The organism is Chitinibacter sp. SCUT-21 (genome assembly GCA_041874755.1).
Taxonomy (GTDB): Bacteria; Pseudomonadota; Gammaproteobacteria; order Burkholderiales; family Chitinibacteraceae; genus Chitinibacter.
On sequence record CP102611.1, the window covers coordinates 2839339 to 2859910 of the forward strand.

A 20572-nucleotide genomic window follows, 5' to 3' on the forward strand; every position below is an offset into this window, starting at 1 on the left:
ACCCAATTTATATTAATTACAGAAAATTGATCAGTGACTGACCTGTCATTTCGCTTGGTTGCGGCAGACCCATCATTGCCAATAGCGACGGTGCGATGTCTTTGAGTGCGCCGCCAGGTGACAGGCGAGCAGGACGGCCCACGTAGCAGAACGGTACCAAGTCGGTGGTGTGCTGTGTGTGTGGCTGGCCAGAGTTTTTGTCGTACATCATCTCGCAATTGCCATGATCGGCCGTGATCAATACTTCACCACCGATGGCCAATTGCGCGGCAACCACTTTGCCTACACACTCATCGAGCGCTTCAACCGCCTTAACTGCTGCGTCGAAAATACCGCTGTGGCCAACCATATCGCCGTTGGCGTAGTTACAAATAATCGCTGCGTACTGTTTGCTATTGATCGCCTCGATCATTTTTTCTGTTACTTCGGCCGCAGACATTTCTGGTTTCAAATCGTAGGTAGCCACTTTCGGTGATGGCACCAAAATGCGATCTTCACCGGCAAATTCTTTTTCTTCGCCACCAGACAAGAAATATGTCACGTGCGGATATTTTTCAGTTTCAGCAATACGCAATTGTTTCAAGCCAAGACCTGCAATGTATTCACCAAAGCTGTTTTTCACTTTTTCTTTGGTGTAGGCCACTGGGTGGCTGTAGGCCGAACCGTAATCAGTTGCTGAGCAGAAGAAAGCCAATTTTGGCTGACGCTGAGGATGCTCAAAGCCTTTGAACTCAGCTGAAGTCAACGCTGTCGTCAATTGGCGCGCACGGTCGGCACGGAAATTCATAAAGATCACCGCGTCACCGTCTTCCATGCGAGTTGGTGTGCCGATGACGGTGGCTGAAACGAACTCGTCGTTTTCGTCGCGTGTATAAGCGTCTTTCAGGCCTTCAAGCGCCGTGGCTGCGCTGTAGAGACCTACACCGTCAACAACGAGCTTATACGCAGGTTCAACTCGTTCCCAACGTGTATCGCGGTCCATCGCCCAGTAACGGCCAACGATGCCGACGATTTTGGCGCTGTTTGCATCACAGACAGTTTGTAGTCGTTGCAAATAGACTTCGGCGCTACGTGGCGGGGTGTCACGACCATCGAGGAAGGCGTGTACACGGATATCGCTGACGCCCGCTTTGGCTGCGGCTTCAATCAGGCCAAACACGTGGTTTTCATGGCAGTGTACGCCTCCATCTGACATCAAACCCATGATATGCAGCGCTTTGCCGCTGGCTTTAACCGTATCGATGGCTTGTTTGAATACTGGATTATCACCGATGGTTTTATCGGCTACATCGCAATCGATGCGGCTGATGTCTTGCTGAACGATACGGCCCGCGCCGATGTTCAAGTGGCCCACTTCTGAGTTGCCAAACTGACCTGCTGGCAAGCCGACAAATTGCTCAGAAGCATTAATCGTCGTGAACGGATATTGGCTGAACAAGCGATCGAAATGATGTTTACGCGCGTGCAAAATGGCATTGTCATCGCCACCGGTGCGGTAGCCAAAGCCGTCAAGAATAAGAAGAAGTACGGGAGTGATTTGTTGTGGCATGACAAAGTCCTATGAAGATTCGCTTGCAACTTGCTAAAATATTTGCAGTCTGCGGTTGCGAATAGATTTCAAACACGGTTAGTATTCTAACTCAAGCTGATGTTAGATCGTCGCAATTTGGCATAATGCTGATTCGGCTCAAGCCTACAGCCCAAAAAATAAATAAAAGAAACTCCAAAATGATTGAATCAATTGAAGAGATGGATGATGAGCACATCGACCAAGCGTCACGGGCGATGAAAGCAATGTCTCACCCTTTACGTTTGAAGATTTTATGTGTGCTGGCCGATCAAGAGGTGAGTGTGCAGGATATCGTTGAGCGCGTAGGCACAACCCAATCGAATATTTCACAGCATTTAGCACTAATGCGAGAGAAAGGCGTATTAAGAACGCGCAAAGATGCTAATCGCGTGTATTACCGCGTGGGCGATATTCGCACGCTGGTCGTGGTGGCGATGATGCGCGACGTGTTCTGCGGTTTCTAGATTCTGTTTTTAAAGCATAAAAAATACGCCCTACGGGGCGTATTTTTTTATTTGCGCTTCCATTTCAGCTTTTGTGATCTTTCCCACATGTTTGCTCACTTGCTGGCCTTTGGCGTCAAAAAACACGGTAAATGGCAGCCCCCCCAAATTATTGCCTTGGCTGCGCATTAAATTCATCGCGCTATTGCCACCGATTAAAATCGGATAATTGACGCCAATTTGTTTGGCAAATTGTGCCGATGGTGCAGGCTCATCGATGGCAATCCCGATAAATTGCACCTTTTTGCCATATTGCTTTTGCAGCGCAATCATTTCAGGCATTTCGACGCGGCACGGCCCGCACCACGTGGCCCAATAATTCACAATCACCATTTTGCCTTGCCATTGTTTCATCGCCTGAGCTTTACCTTGTGGATCGGGAAAACTCATTGACCAGATCGAATCTACCGCCCAAACGTTCACGCTAAGGCAGAGCAGGGCGCTAGCAAGCAGTCGTTTCATTGTTCCAAGCCTCGTAGTGTGGCGATAAATTGTTCGGGCCCTTGAAAGCCGATAACACGCTGCTTAAGCTCCGCACCGTCGTTAGCATAGAAAATCAAGGCGGGTGGCCCATACAGCTTGTAACGTGCCAGCAGGGCGGCATCCTCAGCGCTATTGGCGGTGACGTCGACACGGATCAATTTGTAGTCTTTTAACGCGGCTTGTACCGCTGGCTGGCTCAGCGTTTTACGCTCAAACTCGATGCAGCTCACGCACCAATCGGCGTAAAAATCGACCATCACGCGTTGGCCTTTGGCGGCGGCTAAGGCTTGATCAAGCGCGCTATTGCTTTTCACTGTTTCAAATGCCAATTCGCTGTGATTATTAATACCCAGGAGGGGTTCCCATAGTGGACGCGATACCCAGATTGCCATAGCGAGCAATACTATGCCAAAAACGATTTTGACGCCTTTCATCACTTTGCCTGAAATTTTAGGCAGCACGGTTGAGCCAAAAGCGCCAATTGCCAGCAATGGTACGCCCAGCCCTAAGGCCATACTGTACAGCGCAGCCCCGCCTAGCCATAAGTCGCCAGTCTGACCAATGTAGGCCAGTGCAGCCGCGAGCGGCGGTGCAATACACGGGCCGATAATCAACGCCGATAAGAGCCCCATTAGCAGCACTGATGTCCATTTGCCGCCGGGAAGCTTCATGCTCGCTTCATTGAGCTTACTTTGCAGCGCGCTGGGCAGTTGAAAGTTAAATAGGCCAAACATCGACAAGGCCATCGCCACAAAAAACAGCGCAAACAGCGCAATCACCCAAGGCTGCTGCAAAGCGACGACCAGCAGTGTGCCCGTTGCAGCGGCGGCCACCCCAATCGCGGTATACGAAATCGCCATGCCTTGCACATACACAAAGGTCAGGCTAAACGCGTGCCAGCGCCGCGCTGCTTTTTGCCCGATCACAATGCCAGATACGATGGGAATGAGTGGGTACATGCAAGCAGTGAGCGCGAGGCCAATACCGGCGACAAAGAAAATCGCGAGGGTACTAAAAAAACTACCCCCGAAAAATTGTTCTTCGGGGGTGTTGTCGTTAGCGCCGAAAAGCTGCTTTAGGGCGGGAATTTTGGTATCCCCCAGCTTCATCGTCTGGGTTTGCGGCGGGTAACAGATGCCAGCCTCCGCACAGCCTTGGAATTTCAGCGTAATCGCTTGCTGCGCCGAGATCGGCTGCTTGCTATTGATGCGAACAATTAATTGGTCGTGAAAAACAGCTACTTTGCCAAAGCTAGGGTCGTTTTTAATTTCGCCTTTGGGCATTTCAACTTTAAGGTCTAAGCCTTGCGCTGACACACTGATTCGGTCGCGGTACAAATAATATTTAGGGGCGATGGCAAAGCGCACCTCAACCGTGTTGTCATCAATTTGCACTAAGTTGGGTTTGAAGGCCTTTTCTGGCGGTAAAAAATCCGCACTAGCCCAAGCGGCTATTGAAAAAAAGCACATCAGCAAGCAAGTAATAAAGCGCGACATCATTTGGTACTACCTTGTTCAGAGCTGCGTGTTTCTTGAGCTATCCAAGTAAGGTAACTCGGGCTGCCCGCCATGATGGGGAGGGCAATGATTTCGGGTACGTCGTAAGGATGGTGCTCAAGCAGCCAAGTTTCAAGCTTTGGATACGCCGCAAGCGTGGTTTTTATCATTAGCGGAACTTCTTGTGCGGTTTCGATTCCACCATTCCAGTGGTACGTAGACTTTACCGTTCCCATTTGGTTCACACAAGCGGCTAAGCGAGCGTTAATAATGCCGTTGGCCAGCGCTGTGGCGCTGGTCTCATTGGGGCAATTGCACCATACTACGATCGACTGTTGGAATGTGTTCATGGTTGAGGATTTTTCATGCCGTATTTAGTTTTTGCCTGTTTCTTGGCGTATCCGTTTATCGAGATCATGTCACTGATTTGGCTCTCTGACGCGATTGGTACGTTTCCGATGTTACTTGTCGTGCTATTGAGCTTTGGTCTGGGCGTTATGATGTTGCGCCATCAGCGTTTAGGCATTGGTCTAACCTTAATGAATGACTTACGGAGTGGTCGCCTAGGGTTACATAGCCTATTTAGTGTGGCGCGTTATTATATTGCCGCCGTTTTATTTATTATCCCTGGTTTGCTTGGTGATGTTATTGGGCTTATTTTACTCTTGCCATGGGGAAAGTCAGCACCAGCAGTCAGCCCGACGGGCGGCATGCCGCCACAAGATGGGGTGATTGATGGCGAGTTCCGCCGCGTTGATCCGCAAGGTAATCCAAATCCTGATGATACTCAGCGCCGTATTGGCTCGTAGGTATTCTGGTCACTAGGTGGGAGGGGTATACACCTGCCTATGCTTCTGAATGATCTAAAAAAAGGGGCTCTATCAAGCCCCTTTTTTATTATCCAATGACCTTCACGCTTTGCAGTAAGATCGGTTCAAGCTCTGCAATGACCACGCCCAAAATCAATTGAATCAGCAGGATCAATACTAAGGGCGAAATATCAATGCCACCAATGGGTGGAATGATTTTTTGAATCGGGCGTAAAAATGGTGCGGTTAAACCTGTTAACGTTGGCATCAGTGGATTGTATGGCGCCAGCCAGCTCATTAACGCCTGGCCAATCACGGCGGCAAACAGCAGATAGAGCGACATTTTCACTAGTTCTAAGGTCGCAGTGAGCGCCAAAGCGACGATTGATGCGCCGGCCGAAAAATCAAACGGCCATGGCGTAATCGCCAGCAGTAGCGAATGCATCCCAAACGCAATCAGCCACGCCAGTACCATGCTGGTGCTGTCGTAGGTTTTAAACGGTGGAATTAATTTTCGCACCGGTAGTACCAGCCAGTTGGTCAGCGCAAGGACAAATTGCCCTAGTGGATGACGAAAAGACACCTTAGCTGCTTGTAAATAAAACCGAGCAAGCAACAACAAAATCAGAAACTCGAGCAAATTACGGATTAAAAAATCCAAAACGCTGGTGAGCATACGCTACCCCTTTGTCCTTTCGGTATCCAATTAAGGCTCAATGTCGCGGCCAAGCTCTTCACCTAACTCGCGTGAGCGCGCTGCGGCGGCCGAAGCTGCGGCAATAATTGTCGAGCGCACTTGGCTAGTTTCCAGCGCTTTAATTGCGCGCTCAGTTGTGCCGCCTTTGGAGGTGACTTTTTGTTGCAAGGTGCCCGCATCGTCCTCTGAGTTGAGGGCTAATTTCACCGCTCCCGCAAAAGTTTGATACGCCAGTTTATGCGCGATTTCAGGGGCAAAGCCTTGCGCGCGCGCTGCGGCTTGCAGTGCTTCCATGAAATAGAAAATATACGCAGGGCCGCTGCCCGAGATCGCAGTAATGCCATCAATTTGCGATTCTTCGTCAACCCAAACTTGCTCGCCAATCGACGTAAGAATGCGGCGGGTCAACTCGCGATCGGCCTCGTTGACAGCTTCACTGGCGTAAACGCCTGAAATGCCTGCTTGAACGAGGGCGGGGGTATTAGGCATGACGCGAATAATACGCTGATGTCCAGCAAGGAACCTGGATAGGGTATCGACGCGAATGCCGGCCGCAATTGAAATCACCAATGCATCGCCAATGTGTGGCTGCACTTCGGCAGTAACGGCTTTGAATTGCTGTGGTTTTACGGCAAATAAAATGGCCGTGCTATTTGGAATGTCTTCGCCTGGGGCAGAAGTTTGAATACCGTATTGTTGCGTTAGCTCCACACGTTTGCCGGCATCGGGCTCGACCACGTGAATTTGTTCACTGCTAAAGCCTTGCGCCAACATGCCACCAATCATGGCTGTCGCCATATTGCCGCCACCGATAAAGGTAATGATCATTGCTGTTCCTGCTGTGTTGAATATTGGCGGGCGCCAAAAATGGCACTACCCACACGAACTAAAGTTGTGCCATTGGCAATGGCAAGCTCTAAATCACTCGACATGCCCATCGAGAGCGTGTCGAGCTCAAAACCTTGTTCGATTAAATGAGCCAGACATTGTTTCAGTAATTGAAACTGTTTGGCGAGTTTTACTTCATCATCCGTTGCCTCTGGGATGCACATTAGGCCACGTAACTTCAAGCGCGGCAGCGCGGCAATCGCTTGCGCTAACTGAATAACTTGATCTGGCGCGACCCCAGATTTGCTCGCTTCACCTGAGACATTTACTTGCAGGCAGACATTCAGCGGCGGCAAATGTTCCGGTCTTTGCGCGTTCAGCCGTTCGGCAATTTTAACGCGCTCTACGGTGTGTACCCAATCTGCACATTCGGCGACGATTCGGGTTTTATTGCTCTGCAGAGGGCCGATAAAGTGCCAGATCAGGTCGGTACAATCGGCCAATTGGGTGTGTTTATCGCTTAATTCTTGCGCATAATTTTCGCCAAAGCTGCGCTGACCCAGCTCGTAAAGCGCTCTGACATCTGAGGCTGGAAATGTTTTACTCACCGCCAGTAAGCTAATTTCTGCTGCATTTCTTGTACAGGCTGTGCATGCAGCGGCTATCCTGCCTTGTACGCCTTGCCATGCTTCAAATAACGTTGCCATAATGAACGGATCTTTGTCAGGATGTTGCTAGAGCGCATTGATGCTTGCTAACAGACCTGATTCGTGAATGAGAGGAAGAATTATAAATGGAAATCTCGGAACTCTTAGCGTTTTCGGTCAAGAATAAAGCATCCGATTTGCATCTGTCGGCAGGCTTACCACCGATGATTCGCGTGCATGGTGATGTACGTCGTATTAATTTACCGGCAATGGATCACAAAGACGTACACGATATGGTGTACGACATCATGAATGATGGTCAGCGCAAAATTTATGAAGATACGCTTGAATGCGATTTCTCATTTGAAATTCCCAATTTGGCGCGTTTCCGGGTAAATGCCTTTGTGCAAAACCGGGGTGCCGGTGCGGTATTTCGGACGATTCCTTCGAAAGTACTCACGCTGGAAGAGCTCAATGCGCCGCGTGTTTTTCAAGATATTGCAATGAATCCACGCGGGCTGGTGCTGGTTACTGGGCCTACGGGGTCAGGTAAATCAACCACCTTGGCCGCGATGATTAATTTCATTAATGACAATGAATACGGCCATATCTTGACGGTGGAAGACCCGATCGAGTTTGTGCATCAGTCGAAAAAATGTTTGGTCAACCAACGTGAAGTCGGGCCACATACTCTGTCGTTCTCGAATGCATTGCGCTCAGCCTTGCGGGAAGACCCCGATGTTGTGCTGGTCGGTGAGATGCGAGACTTGGAAACCATCCGTTTGGCCTTAACTGCGGCCGAAACGGGGCACTTGGTGTTTGGTACCTTGCATACGAGTTCTGCCGCGAAAACCATCGACCGTGTGGTCGACGTGTTTCCTGCCGCAGAGAAAGAAATGGTTCGTGCAATGTTGTCTGAGTCATTGCGGGCGGTAATCTCGCAAACGCTGCTCAAAACCAAAGATGGCACAGGCCGTGTGGCTGCGCACGAGATCATGATTGGGATTCCTGCGATTCGAAATCTGATCCGTGAAAATAAAATTGCGCAAATGTATTCGGCGATTCAAACAGGTTCAGCGCACGGCATGCAAACTTTGGATCAGTGCTTGCAAAATCTAGTACAACGCAACATTGTTTCTGTGGCTGAAGCGCGTAATAAAGCGGCCATTCCGGATAACTTCAAAGGTTAATCCGAGTCGGAGGAGTCAAAATGGAAAAAGAACAAGCCGCCAAGTTTATGCATGATTTACTGCGCCATATGCGCAGTAAAAATGCGTCCGATTTATTTATTACGGTTGATTTTCCGCCAGCGATGAAAATCGATGGTCGAGTAACGCCAGTATCGAATCAGCTATTAACTGCGCAGCATACCAAAGAGCTGGCGCGGGCGATTATGAACGATCGCCAAGCCGAAGATTTTGAAGCAAATAAAGAATGTAATTTTGCGATTAGCCCGGGCAGTATGGGGCGTTTTCGCGTGAATGCGTTTATGCAGCAAGGCCGTGTAGGCATGGTGCTGCGGACGATTAATTCCGAAATTCCAAAGTTGTCTGAGTTAAATCTGCCGCCGGTGTTGGAAGACATTGCGATGACCAAACGTGGTCTGGTGATTTTCGTTGGTGGAACAGGCTCGGGTAAATCAACTTCGCTCGCGGCGATGATTGGCCATCGTAATGAAAATGCGTACGACCATATCATCACGATTGAAGACCCTATCGAGTATGTTCACGAGCATAAAAACTCGATCATTACCCAGCGCGAAGTTGGCGTTGATACCGACTCGTGGATGGCGGCACTGAAAAACACGCTGCGTCAGGCGCCCGATGTGATTTTGATCGGTGAGATTCGCGACCGAGAAACGATGGATTACGCGATTGCATTTGCTGAGACCGGCCACCTATGTATGGCAACCTTGCATGCCAACTCGTCCAATCAGGCACTCGATCGGATTATTAACTTCTTCCCCGAAGAGCGCCGGCAACAATTGTTGATGGATTTGTCCTTGAACTTAAAAGCCTTTGTTTCTCAGCGCTTGGTGCCGCATTTGTCAGGCAAAGGTCGCGTTGCTGCGGTTGAGGTGATGCTGAATTCACCATTGATTTCTGAGTTGATTTTCAAAGGCGAAGTGCATGAAATCAAAGAGATTATGAAAAAATCTCGTGAATTGGGCATGCAGACTTTCGATCAGTCACTGTTCGATTTGTTTGAGCAAGACCGGATTTCATATGAAGATGCGCTGCGAAATGCAGACTCGGTCAACGATCTGCGTTTGCAGATTAAGCTCAATAGCTCAGACGCAAAACAGCGCGATGTTTTAGCTGGCTTAGACCACTTGGATATCGTCTAGGCGATATCGCAAGATCAGATGAGTTTATGAAAACAAACTTTGTGAAAGTATTCGAACTTCGATTAATTTCTCTTGCCTTAATCAGTGCAGGTTGTATCGGCTTTTCTCAGGCGGCCATGCTTGGGGAAATTCAGGTGCGATCTGCGCTGGGTGAGCGATTTAATGCGTCGATTACGGTGGCTGCGGCTGAGGATGAAGATCTCAATGCCAATTGCTTTCGCATTGTTTCCCCGCAAGATGAAAATGCGGCAGGCATTTTACGCCGCGCTAGACTGACCTATCAGTATGAGGTAGGTGGAGGGCGACTGCTGGTTAAGGGGGAGGAAGCGCAAAGTGAGCCTGTCTTAACCCTAGGCATTCGTGTCAAATGCCCAGGTGAAGAGGAGCGGGTATTTCAGCGGGATTATCGAATCTTGCTCGATCCTCCCGAGTATCGTCCCAATATCGCCGCCCCGAGTGTTCCAAGCGCACGCTCAAGCGATAGCAGCTCACGTTCTCGACGCAAGCTACCCGCGATGGGGACCGCTTGGTTGACGGAAGATGGGGATTCGGTGGCTAAAATCGCGGCGAGTTATTACCCCGGCGATAAAGCGAAACAGCAAGCTTTAGTCGAGGCCATTTACGATATCAACCCCGATTTGCCCCAAAATACCAATGCCCGTTTAGATGGAGATTGGCGCATTTTATTGCCCGTGCCAACACCGAAAGCAGGGCGCTCGTCATTAGCTGCCGCGCCGCGCTTGGAAAACTTACCCGCAGCGCCGCAATCGCTTGAGGCTTTACCAAGGCTAACTTTAGGCAGTGATTCTTTGAGTGGTAATGCTCAGGCGCAATCTAATCTACCTGCCACGACAGAAAATGCCTCTGGTGAGTTTCGGTTGCGACTCTCGGAGGCAAATTTAGATACTGATCGAAAAAACACGCTAACGCCCGAGCAAACATTGCAATTACGCGAGCGTTTATTATCGCTTGAATCAGATGATCAAGCCGCACAAATGCTGCAACTCAAATATCAAATCACCGAGTTGGAGAAAAAACTGGCGAGCTTCCAATCGCAAACTGGTCAATTGGCAGAGCGGCAGGAAAATACCGATAAAGCAAATTCTTGGTGGTATTTCTCGCCGCTGATTGCTTTGTTGTTATTGCCTTTCGGCTTTTGGCTATGGCGTCGTCGCATGCAGCATATTACGGCGCGAGATGATTTCTATACCTCGATTTCACCGTCCACCAGCTATTTACATTCTCCGAGCCCTAGCGGGGGGGAAACCAGCTTACGTAGCCGCGGGCTAACATTAGGGGGGCTCAATGGTGAAGAAATTGGAACGCCAATTCACCGTGACCATGCTGATGATTGGCGCAATATTGATGCCGATGATATGGATGTTGTTTCACCGAGCAATGTGGCAGAAGAAGCCCAATTATTGCTAGATCATGGCTTGGTGCCGCAGGCGATTAATTTATTGAATCATGAAATTGCACAGATGCCAGCGGCCTTGGCTCTTTGGATGAAATTATTTGAGATATTTCAGCGTAATGCGATGCCTGAAGCGTTTCAAGAAAAGGCTGTGGCATTTCGTTTACAGTTTGCCAGTGATGCCCTCTGGAAAAATGTGCAAGAACTGGGTTTAACCGTCGACCCCGCTAACCCACTGTATCAGTCGCTAGAGTTGAGTGCCGAAAGTACCGCAGTGGACGAGCCTACAGTGGACGAGCCTAAATTTGTAGGTAATGCCGATGATTTGGCATTTGCGACTGCCTTGCATGTCGATGCTGGTTTGGATGTGCCGGATCAATTGATTGAAGCTAGGGAAGAGGTGGCAATACACAATTCGCTGAGCTTGCAAGATAATGCACCTGAAATTCTCGCAATTAAAAACGACAATGGCTTGATTTACCATAGCTCAGCGGATCAGCGCGTGGATCATGAGTTGGTGGAAAATGAAGCAATAGAGTTACAAGCTCTTGATGCAAATGTGTCGCCTTTTTCGATTCAAATTGATGATATTCAAGTGTTTGATCCAGTGGAAATCAAGCCAATTGAGGCTCATCAAACCGCAAGCAAAGAAGCAAAATCAGCTCCGCTGTTTAAATCAGATGACCCCGCTTTGCAGGAGATCGCTCAGCTCATTGAACATGGTCAACGAAAGGAAGCTTTTAAGCTTTTAGAGGAAATGCTGTACAAAGGAACAATGCCACAGCGACTCACTGCATCAAAATGGCTTGATAAAATGTTGGGCACTTTTGGGCATGGTTAATATAGCTTGATGCCATAAAAAAGCCGCAGCGGTGTGAGCAGCGGCTTTTTTATGCAATAAGAACTTAGATTTAAGCCAAGCGTGTATAGCCGGGCAGGGTGAGGAAGTCAACAAACTCATCACTAGTGGTGATTTGCTCGAACATTTTGGCTGCTTCTTTCAGCGTGGCGCTATAGCGTCCTTGTTGCTCCAGTTTATCCACCTCTTCTCGCAATAAAAGCTCGAACAACTCTCGAGTGACTTTGCGACCATCTTCCAGTACGCCTTTGCTCGAGCGTATCCATTGCCAGATTTGCGAGCGGCTAATTTCGGCTGTGGCTGCGTCTTCCATTAAATTATGAATCGGTACGCAGCCCATGCCCGTCAACCATGACGCCAAATACTGCACCCCGACCGAGATATTGTTGCGTACTCCGGTTTCAGTAATCGGTGTTTCAGGCTGAAAATTCAGTAAATCGGCCGCGTTGACCGTTACATCGAGTCGCTGCTTATGAATTTGATTGGGGTATTTTCCTAGAACCTTATCCCATGCTTCCTTGGCGATTGATACTAGTCCGGGGTGTGCTACCCAGCCGCCATCGTAGCCATCGCCCGCATCACGCTCTTTATCCGCTTTCACTTGCGCCATCGCGCGCTCATTCGCCTCGGGATCGGATTTGACTGGAATATACGCCGACATGCCCCCCATCGCGGGTGCGCCGCGCTGGTGGCAGGTTTTTAGCAACAGCAAGGAATACGCGCGCATAAACGGTACGGTCATCGTGATTTTGCCGCGATCGGCGAGGCAAAAATCGGCGTTGCTGCGAAATTTTTTAATGCAGCTAAAAATATAATCCCAACGACCGGCGTTGAGTCCTGCCGAATGCTCACGCAATTCGTACAGAATTTCGTCCATTTCAAACGCGGCCAAAATCGTTTCGATTAGCACCGTGCCCTTAATGCAACCATGCGGCGCTTTCAATTTCGCTTCGGCCCAAGTGAACACATCGTTCCACAAGCGCGCTTCCAGATGCGATTCCATTTTGGGCAAATAGAAATAACAAGCGCTGCCAATGCTGAGGCGATATTGCAGATTGTGAAAAACGACGAGGCCAAAATCGAATAAGGAGCCTGACATGATTTCGCCGTCGACCTCGACGTGTTTTTCCATCAAATGCCAGCCACGGGGGCGTGTTAGCAAGGTCGCAATTTCTGGGTTGAGCTTATATTCCTTACCTTCGGGGCTGGTGTAGCTAATCGTGCGCCGATACGCGTCATAAACATTGATTTGGCCTTCGATTTGGTTTTCCCATGTCGGCGTATTCGAGTCTTCAAAATCGGCCATAAATGATTTCGCGCCGGAATTGAGCGCGTTAATCATCATTTTGCGCTCGACAGGGCCGGTGATTTCAACGCGGCGGTCTTGCAAATCTTCAGGAAGCGGGCTGATTTTCCATTCGCCATGGCGAATGTGTGCCGTATTCGGCAAAAAGTCGGGTTTAACGCCTTGATCAAGTAATACTTGTCGCGCTAAGCGCGCCGCCATCAGCTCGCGGCGGCGTGGTTCAAACAGGCGGTGAAGTTCGGTCAGAAATGCTAGGGCGTCAGGGGTGAGTATCTTGCTGAACTCATTGCTGATATTGCCTTTGATGCGGATACCCGCCAATGTGGTCGACATAATGATTTACTCCCTTGGCTGGTGAGCAGCCGTGTATGGGCTGAGCAGGGTTCGCAAGGAAAAAGCGGAAAGCCAGCCATCGCCAGACTTTCCGCCCTTGTGCTTAGTGAAATTGTTCAGTTTCAGTCGAGCCTTTCAGCGCCGTGGTCGACGATTGGCCTTGCTGAATCACCTGGGTGACTTGGTCAAAGTAACCCGTACCCACTTCGCGCTGGTGTTTCACCGCCGTGAAACCGCGATCGGCGGCGGCAAATTCGGCTTGTTGCAATTGCACAAAGGCTGTCATGCCCTCGCGTGCATAGCCGTGTGCCAAATTGAACATACCGTAGTTCAGTGCATGGAAACCCGCCAAGGTGATGAACTGGAATTTATAACCGAGCGCGCCCAGCTCTTTCTGGAATTTGGCAATCGTCGCGTCGTCGAGATTTTTTTTCCAGTTAAACGATGGTGAGCAGTTGTACGCCAACATTTTGCCCGGGAATTTAGCGTGGATGGCCTGTGCAAATTTGCGCGCGTATTCTAGGTCTGGCTTGCCGGTTTCACACCACACCAAGTCAGCATAGGGGGCATAGGCCAGACCGCGAGAGATGGCTTGCTCTAGGCCCGGATACGTCTTGTAAAAGCCTTCAACGGTGCGCTCGCCAGTGCAGAATGGTTTGTCGTTGTCGTCAACGTCGCTGGTCAGCAAATCGGCAGCTTCCGCGTCAGTGCGCGCTACGATAATGGTCGGCACGCCCATGACGTCCGCAGCCAAACGGGCAGCGACCAGTTTTTCGACGGCTTCGCGTGTCGGAACCAACACTTTACCTCCCATGTGGCCGCATTTCTTGACTGAGGCGAGTTGATCTTCAAAGTGCACGCCAGCAGCGCCTGCTTCAATCATTGCCTTCATTAATTCAAACGCATTCAAAACACCGCCAAAACCCGCTTCGGCATCGGCGACAATCGGTGCAAACCAATCAATACTGTCGTCGCCTTCGGCGTGATGAATCTGATCTGCACGCGCGAGCGTGTTATTGATACGGCGCACGACTTGCGGTACCGAATTGGCAGGGTAGAGCGATTGATCAGGGTACATTTCACCCGCCAAATTAGCATCGGCTGCAACTTGCCAGCCAGAGAGATAAATCGCTTTGAGGCCGGCTTTGACTTGTTGCATTGCCTGATTACCAGTCAGAGCGCCAAGTGCATGCACGTAGGATTGCTCATGCATCAGCTTCCACAGCTTATTCGCACCGTGACGGGCAATCGTGTATTCCTGCAATAAATTGCCACGCAAACGTTCCACATCCGCGGCGGAGTAGGGGCGTTTGATGCCGGCCCAACGTGGGTTGGTTTTCCAATCTAATTCAAGTGCGGCGATTCGTTCGGTTGCTGTGCTCATGGTGTACTCCCTGTGGTCTCTCAAAGCGGCAGTTCAAAGGCTGTTTTTATTGAAGCAGGAAAATTTTGCAATGCAACAAATATTGCGATGCACAATGAATTGTAGTCGAAAAAAAATGACTACATATTGGGGCAATTACTTAGCGAGTGCGTTTTTTGCGATGAAAAGCCCTTGAAATGGTGTGGCTTATCCCAATCTAGCCGTCATTCGCTGTTGGAGAACATCATGAATCAAGAAGTAAACCCAGAAATTCAAGAAGAAGTTGCCGCTCCAGTTGAGCAGCAAGAAGCGCAAGCGCCAAGCACAGAAGAATTATTGAACCAAGCTTTGGCTGATTTAGAAAAAGCGCGCCAAGACATTTTGTACGTGCGTGCAGAAGCTGAAAACGCACGCCGCCGTGCAGCGGAAGAAAATGAAAAAACGCGCAAATTTGCCGTTGAAAAATTCGCGCGTGAAATCATTTCAGTCAAAGACGCGATGGACATGGCGCTGCTCGATCAATCTGGCAATTTTGAAGGCCTGAAAATGGGCGTGGATTTGACCGCGAAGCAATTGATTAACGTGTTTGAAAAATTCGAATTACGCGAAATCAACCCTGTGGGCGAAAAGCTCGACCCGAACAAACATCAGGCTATTTCAACTGTGCCGAGCGACGAAGAAGCTAATACCGTCGTGCAAGTGATGCAAAAAGGTTATGAATTATCTGGTCGCACTATCCGCCCAGCCATGGTTGTGGTGGCAGCAGCCAAATAAGCAGTATGAATTCAAGCGCTTGAGTGAAAAGACTTGCTAATCGGCTCTTGAAATCAAAATGTGTATCCCCACTTAGTGGACATGGTTAATTAAACAAGGCCGCCTTAAAAATTTGAACAATCAAGGTGGCTGGCACTAGAGATGAAGGAAGAAAAAAATGGGTAAAATTATCGGTATTGACTTGGGTACAACCAATAGCTGTGTGGCTGTGATCGAAAATGGTCAACCTAAAGTAATTGAAAATTCAGAAGGCGCGCGTACTACGCCTTCGATCATCGCTTACCAAGAAGATGGTGAGATTCTGGTTGGCGCGCCTGCAAAACGTCAGGCGGTAACTAACCCAAAAAATACTTTGTACGCTGTTAAGCGCTTGATCGGTCGCCGCTTCGAAGACAAAGAAGTGAAGAAAGACATCGATTCAATGCCATTTAGCATCGTACAAGCTGATAACGGCGACGCTTGGGTTTCTGTGCGCGACAAAAAAATGGCGCCACCGCAAATTTCTGCCGAGATCCTGCGCAAAATGAAAAAAACCGCCGAAGACTACCTCGGTGAAGAAGTAACTGAAGCAGTGATTACTGTTCCTGCGTACTTTAACGATAGCCAACGCCAAGCAACTAAAGACGCTGGCCGTATCGCGGGTCTGGACGTAAAACGTATCATCAACGAGCCAACGGCTGCGGCGATGGCGTTCGGTATGGACAAAGTAGCGAAGGGCGACCGTAAAATCGCCGTTTACGACTTGGGTGGCGGTACTTTCGATATTTCGATCATTGACATCGCTGACGTTGATGGCTCGACTGCATTTGAAGTATTGGCTACCAACGGTGACACGTTCCTCGGTGGTGAAGACTTCGACCAACGTCTGATGGACTACATCATTGCTGAGTTCAAGAAAGAGCAAGGCATTGATCTGAAAAACGACGTAATGGCGCTGCAACGCCTGAAAGAAGCGGCTGAGAAAGCGAAGATCGAATTGTCATCTAGCGCGCAAACCGAAATCAACTTGCCATACGTGACAATGGACGCAACCGGTCCTAAACACTTGGTAATGAAGATTACTCGCGCCAAATTCGAGTCTTTGGTGGACGATTTGATCACTCGCTCTATCGAGCCATGCAAGATTGCATTGAAAGACGCGGGCCTGAAAGCGTCTGACATCGACGACGTGATCTTGGTCGGCGGTCAGACTCGTATGCCAAAAGTGATGGACGCAGTAAAAGACTTCTTCGGTAAAGATCCACGTCGTGACGTGAATCCAGACGAAGCGGTTGCGGTTGGCGCGGCATTGCAAGGTTCGGTATTGGGCGGCGATCGTAAAGACATCTTGCTGCTCGACGTAACGCCATTGTCTTTGGGTATCGAAACTCTGGGCGGCGTGATGACTAAGCTGATCCAAAAAAACACGACGATCCCAACGAAAGCGTCACAAACGTTCTCTACTGCGGACGACAACCAAAGCGCGGTAACGATCCACGTACTGCAAGGTGAGCGTGAAAAAGCGTCGGCGAATAAATCGCTGGGTCAGTTTAACTTGGGCGATATTCCACCAGCTCCACGTGGCGTGCCACAAATTGAAGTGACGTTCGACATCGACGCAAACGGTATCTTGCACGTTGGCGCGAAAGATAAAGCATCAGGCAAAGAAGCGAAAATTACGATCCAAGCTTCTTCAGGTTTGTCTGAAGCTGAAATCGAAGCCATGGTACGCGACGCGGAATTGAACGCGGAAGAAGACAAAAAACTGCACGAATTGGTAACAGCTCGCAACTCAGGCGAAGCGATGATCCACCAAGTGAAGAAAATGTTGACTGACGCGGGCGACAAAGTAACGGCCGATGAGAAAGTGGAAATCGAAGCGGCTATCGCTGAACTTGAAGGCGTAGTGAAAGGCGACGACAAAGAAGCGATCGAAGCGAAAACTGAAGCGCTGATGAAAGCCAGCCACAAAGTTGCTGAGAAAATGTACGCTGAGCAGGCGCAACCAGAAGCTGGCGCACAAGCAGCTGGTAGCGAAGCTAAGGATGACGGCAACGTAGTTGATGCTGAATTTACCGAAGTGAAAGACAAGTAATTTGGCATAACCATTAGGCACAGCGCTTGCATTGCGGGCGGCTGTGCCTTTTTGTCTCATGGAAAAGCATCATGGCAAAGAAAGATTTTTACGACATTCTGGGCGTTAATCGCGACGCTTCGGATGAAGAAATCAAAAAAGCATATCGCAAGCTAGCGATGAAGTACCATCCGGACCGCAATCCGGATGCGAAAGATGCTGAAGAAAAATTCAAAGAAGCGAAAGAAGCCTACGAGATTTTGTCGGATGGCCAAAAACGTGCTGCGTATGATCAGTATGGTCATGCTGGCGTTGATCCACAGGCCGGCATGGGCGGCGGTGGCTTTGGTGGCGGCGGCTTTGGTGATTTTGCCGACATCTTTGGCGACATCTTCGGTGGCGGCGGTGGTCGTGGCGGTCGCAGCAATGTCTACCGTGGCGCTGATTTGCGTTACAACATGGAAATCACGCTGGAAGAAGCGGCGCGTGGCGTTGAAAAGCAAATCAAGATTCCATCGCATGAGGAATGTGATAGCTGCCACGGTACTGGTGCAAAACCCGGCACCGAAGCCAAAACCTGTCACACGTGTAATGGCCACGGCCAAGTTCGCGTCGCGCAAGGCTTCTTCAGTATTCAGCAAACGTGTCCAACGTGTCATGGTTCGGGCAAATACATCCCAGATCCATGTCGCAAATGTAGTGGTACAGGCCGAGTTTCAACGCACAAAACACTGGCGGTGAAGATTCCTGCTGGTGTGGATGAAGGCGATCGTATTCGCCTCAGCGGTGAAGGCGAACCAGGCGTCAACGGTGGCCCTCCGGGCGATCTGTACGTCGTAACGCACATTAAGAAACATGCGGTGTTTGAGCGTGAAGGTAACGATCTGCATTGCGAAATGCCGATCAGCTTTACCGTGGCGGCCTTGGGTGGCGAGATTGAAATCCCAACGCTGTCGGGCAAGGCGCGCATTACGATTCCGCCTGAGACACAAACCGGCCAAGTGTTCCGCTTGCGCAGCAAAGGCATCAAGGGCGTACGCAGCGCGATTACCGGTGACTTAATGTGCCACGTGGTCGTTGAAACGCCAGTGAAGCTGACAGGTCGTCAGAAAGAGCTATTGAAAGAATTTGAAGAAATTAGCCAAGGTGATTCGGATAAACACAATCCACGTGCCAAATCATTTATGGATAAAGTAAAAGAATTCTTTGCTAGCTAATGGGTATTGCTCGCTAGGCTAATTACAGTTTGGCTTGGCGGGTGATACCTAAGAAAAAGGCCATTCATTCGAATGGCCTTTTTTATTGCATGGAGCAATTCAATCCCGCGTTAACGAGTAAGTGCACCGGTCGGTGAAATCATCGTCAATTCACCAAAGGTTGAACCGCTGCGTTTTGTTGCGTTGTAATCAACGACAAAACCGCCAAGGTCATAACGGCCCAAGGTGCTTAATGCGGTATACAAGGCCGCACGAGAAGGGGCTTTGCCGGCACGTTTAAGGCCTTCAACCACAATTCTCGCTGCGATATAACCTTCAAGCATTGCGTAGCTTGGGTACTTCGCAATCGCGGCCAGAGATTCGGTTTTACCTGATGAACCTGAGCCTAGCTCGGCATAAACGTCGTCTTGGAATTCCTGCACTAAGCGTGTCCGCGTATTGTATGGGTAGGGAATCACTTGGCTAATGCCCAAACCATGCGCTGTGCGCTTCCCGATCTGTTTGCTCACTTCTTCAAACTGCACTGAAGAGAGGGAATACAATTGCGAGGTGCCGCCGCTATTTTTGTATTCCTGCACAAAAATTGCGGCCGGGCCGGTTTGTGCGACCAAAATGACGGCTTCTGGATTTTTCTTGGCTAATTCTTTTGCCGCTTTGCTGCTATCGCCTGATTTGGCATCGTACCAAGCTTCAGCAGTGAGGCTGAGTTGACGTTTGGCCAGAGCTGCTTTCAGTGCCGCTACGCCGGATTCGCCAAAACCATCTTTTTGTGCCACAACACCAAACTTGCTAACACCCAAGTTTTCGTTGAGTAGCTTCACGATCCGTTCGGCTTCAAGCGAGTAGCTTGCACGCGTATGGAAAACATAAGGGCTCGCCGCGTTACGCACCGCATCAGCGCCGGTATGAATCCCAATCAGGGGAGTGGTGTTGGTATCGAGTACTTTTGACTTGGTTAGCGCCGCTAAGTTATCGGTGCCATAAAACGAGATCAAGGCGGTGGCGTTTTCTTTCTCGATCAAATCTTGGGCATTTTTTACTGTGCGTTGCGGATCGCCTGCATCGTCACGTACTACATGGTTGATTAACTCACCATTGACGCCACCCCGGCTGTTGACCTGATTAAAATAAATCGAGGCACCCAAAGCCATTGCTTTGCCGGTCACCGCGCCAATTCCTGTGGTGGGCACAGATTGGCCGATGGTGATATCCGCGTAAGCCTGTGAAGCTAAGCCCAAGCTAACCGCGATGACGAGTTTTTTGAACACGATGCACTCTCCCCTTTGCATGTGAATTGATGCGTCTCATCTTAAATTAATGTGGGCTGGTGGTATAGTGTTCGCTGAATTTGGCGGAGAAAATGGTATGCGGCGTGGCGTTTACGCAGGTAGTTTTGACCCAGTGACCAAAGGTCATCTATGGATGATCGAACATGGCGTACAGATATTTGACGAAATGATTGTCGCCATTGGTGAAAATCCAGACAAAAAATACACCTTTAGCCTGGAAGAACGCGTGGCCATGCTGCGTGAAACAACCAGCCTTTGGCCTAATTTGCGCGTAGAAGTCTTTCAAAACCGCTTCTTAGTCGACTATGCCCGTGAGCAAGGTGCGCAATTTATCTTGCGCGGTATTAGGGAAGCTGCTGACTACGAGTTCGAGCGAAAAATGCGCTACGTCAATGCTGACCTAGCACCGCACATCGATACTATCTTTTTAATGCCACCGCGCGAGATTGCCGAAATCAGCTCGACGATGGTCAAAGGTTTGGTTGGCCCGCAAGGCTGGGAAGGCGTGGTGAAGCAATATGTGCCCGATCCAGTCTTTATGCGCTTACTGCATGGATATAAAACTGTCGCTAAATAACACCACT

19 protein-coding genes are annotated in these 20572 nt (G+C 49.6%); 9 read left to right on the top strand and 10 right to left on the bottom strand.

What is annotated here, in order from left to right; translation table 11 throughout:
* Window positions 1-16: 16 nt before the first annotated feature.
* Window positions 17-1549 carry a 2,3-bisphosphoglycerate-independent phosphoglycerate mutase gene (gpmI, locus tag NT239_13220; protein ID XGA70717.1) on the bottom strand — a complete coding sequence of 511 codons (1533 nt, stop codon included), beginning with the start codon at window positions 1547-1549 and terminating at the stop codon, window positions 17-19.
* A 179-nt stretch (window positions 1550-1728) separates the two neighbouring features.
* On the opposite strand from gpmI, the gene NT239_13225 reads away from it, so the two are divergent.
* Window positions 1729-2034 (top strand): metalloregulator ArsR/SmtB family transcription factor, encoded by a 306-nt coding sequence (locus NT239_13225; GenBank protein ID XGA70718.1) that lies wholly within the window; start codon window positions 1729-1731, stop codon window positions 2032-2034.
* Between the two features lie 30 nt (window positions 2035-2064).
* Here the strand turns inward: NT239_13225 and NT239_13230 are convergent, their stop codons facing one another.
* The 3 genes from NT239_13230 to NT239_13240 are packed head-to-tail and all read right to left on the bottom strand — an operon-like array spanning window position 2065 to window position 4402.
* Window positions 2065-2535 carry a TlpA family protein disulfide reductase gene (locus NT239_13230; GenBank protein XGA70719.1) on the bottom strand — a complete coding sequence of 157 codons (471 nt, stop codon included), beginning with the start codon at window positions 2533-2535 and terminating at the stop codon, window positions 2065-2067.
* The gene (dsbD, locus tag NT239_13235; GenBank protein ID XGA70720.1) at window positions 2532-4055 is read right to left on the bottom strand and encodes a protein-disulfide reductase DsbD; all 1524 of its coding nucleotides are present in this window, start codon (window positions 4053-4055) and stop codon (window positions 2532-2534) included. Before dsbD ends, NT239_13230 begins: the two co-directional genes overlap by 4 nt.
* On the bottom strand, window positions 4052-4402 hold the full coding sequence (locus tag NT239_13240; protein XGA70721.1) for a divalent-cation tolerance protein CutA: 351 nt from the start codon (window positions 4400-4402) through the stop codon (window positions 4052-4054). Before NT239_13240 ends, dsbD begins: the two co-directional genes overlap by 4 nt.
* 15 nt (window positions 4403-4417) lie before the next feature.
* On the opposite strand from NT239_13240, the gene NT239_13245 reads away from it, so the two are divergent.
* The gene (locus NT239_13245; protein ID XGA70722.1) at window positions 4418-4861 is read left to right on the top strand and encodes an FxsA family protein; all 444 of its coding nucleotides are present in this window, start codon (window positions 4418-4420) and stop codon (window positions 4859-4861) included.
* 88 nt (window positions 4862-4949) lie between these two features.
* On the opposite strand, the gene NT239_13250 is transcribed toward NT239_13245, so the two are convergent.
* From NT239_13250 to NT239_13260, 3 genes are read right to left on the bottom strand one after another with little or no spacing between them, the layout of a single operon-like run.
* Window positions 4950-5537, bottom strand: coding sequence for a YggT family protein (locus NT239_13250; GenBank protein ID XGA70723.1), 588 nt, complete (start codon window positions 5535-5537; stop codon window positions 4950-4952).
* 30 nt (window positions 5538-5567) lie between these two features.
* Window positions 5568-6386 (bottom strand): pyrroline-5-carboxylate reductase, encoded by an 819-nt coding sequence (proC, locus tag NT239_13255; protein XGA70724.1) that lies wholly within the window; start codon window positions 6384-6386, stop codon window positions 5568-5570.
* A complete protein-coding gene (locus NT239_13260) occupies window positions 6383-7093 on the bottom strand; it encodes a YggS family pyridoxal phosphate-dependent enzyme (GenBank protein XGA70725.1) in 711 nt (236 codons plus the stop codon). Before NT239_13260 ends, proC begins: the two co-directional genes overlap by 4 nt.
* Window positions 7094-7179: 86 nt before the next feature.
* On the opposite strand from NT239_13260, the gene NT239_13265 reads away from it, so the two are divergent.
* From NT239_13265 to NT239_13275, 3 genes are read left to right on the top strand one after another with little or no spacing between them, the layout of a single operon-like run.
* Window positions 7180-8223, top strand: coding sequence for a type IV pilus twitching motility protein PilT (locus tag NT239_13265; GenBank protein ID XGA70726.1), 1044 nt, complete (start codon window positions 7180-7182; stop codon window positions 8221-8223).
* A 20-nt stretch (window positions 8224-8243) separates the two neighbouring features.
* Window positions 8244-9380, top strand: a complete 1137-nt coding sequence (locus NT239_13270; protein ID XGA70727.1) for a PilT/PilU family type 4a pilus ATPase — start codon at window positions 8244-8246, stop codon at window positions 9378-9380.
* 26 nt (window positions 9381-9406) lie between these two features.
* Entirely contained in the window at window positions 9407-11635 is a 2229-nt protein-coding gene (locus NT239_13275) for a hypothetical protein (GenBank protein XGA70728.1), read from the top strand.
* Between the two features lie 70 nt (window positions 11636-11705).
* Here NT239_13275 and aceB read toward each other — a convergent pair whose 3' ends face one another.
* Both aceB and aceA read right to left on the bottom strand, forming a co-directional pair.
* Window positions 11706-13292 (bottom strand): malate synthase A, encoded by a 1587-nt coding sequence (aceB, locus tag NT239_13280; protein XGA70729.1) that lies wholly within the window; start codon window positions 13290-13292, stop codon window positions 11706-11708.
* 103 nt (window positions 13293-13395) lie between these two features.
* Window positions 13396-14676, bottom strand: a complete 1281-nt coding sequence (aceA, locus tag NT239_13285) for an isocitrate lyase (GenBank protein ID XGA70730.1) — start codon at window positions 14674-14676, stop codon at window positions 13396-13398.
* A gap of 225 nt (window positions 14677-14901) precedes the next feature.
* Here aceA and grpE point away from each other — a divergent pair, with 225 nt between their 5' ends.
* The 3 genes from grpE to dnaJ all read left to right on the top strand — a co-directional run bounded on the left by grpE (window position 14902) and on the right by dnaJ (window position 18699).
* Entirely contained in the window at window positions 14902-15429 is a 528-nt protein-coding gene (gene grpE, locus NT239_13290; protein XGA70731.1) for a nucleotide exchange factor GrpE, read from the top strand.
* A 157-nt stretch (window positions 15430-15586) separates the two neighbouring features.
* On the top strand, window positions 15587-17503 hold the full coding sequence (gene dnaK, locus NT239_13295) for a molecular chaperone DnaK (GenBank protein ID XGA70732.1): 1917 nt from the start codon (window positions 15587-15589) through the stop codon (window positions 17501-17503).
* A gap of 71 nt (window positions 17504-17574) precedes the next feature.
* Window positions 17575-18699, top strand: a complete 1125-nt coding sequence (dnaJ, locus tag NT239_13300) for a molecular chaperone DnaJ (protein ID XGA70733.1) — start codon at window positions 17575-17577, stop codon at window positions 18697-18699.
* 110 nt (window positions 18700-18809) lie between these two features.
* Here dnaJ and NT239_13305 read toward each other — a convergent pair whose 3' ends face one another.
* Window positions 18810-19967 carry an ABC transporter substrate-binding protein gene (locus NT239_13305; GenBank protein XGA70734.1) on the bottom strand — a complete coding sequence of 386 codons (1158 nt, stop codon included), beginning with the start codon at window positions 19965-19967 and terminating at the stop codon, window positions 18810-18812.
* Between the two features lie 97 nt (window positions 19968-20064).
* On the opposite strand from NT239_13305, the gene coaD reads away from it, so the two are divergent.
* The gene (gene coaD, locus NT239_13310) at window positions 20065-20565 is read left to right on the top strand and encodes a pantetheine-phosphate adenylyltransferase (GenBank protein ID XGA72814.1); all 501 of its coding nucleotides are present in this window, start codon (window positions 20065-20067) and stop codon (window positions 20563-20565) included.
* The last annotated feature ends 7 nt before the right edge of the window (window positions 20566-20572 follow it).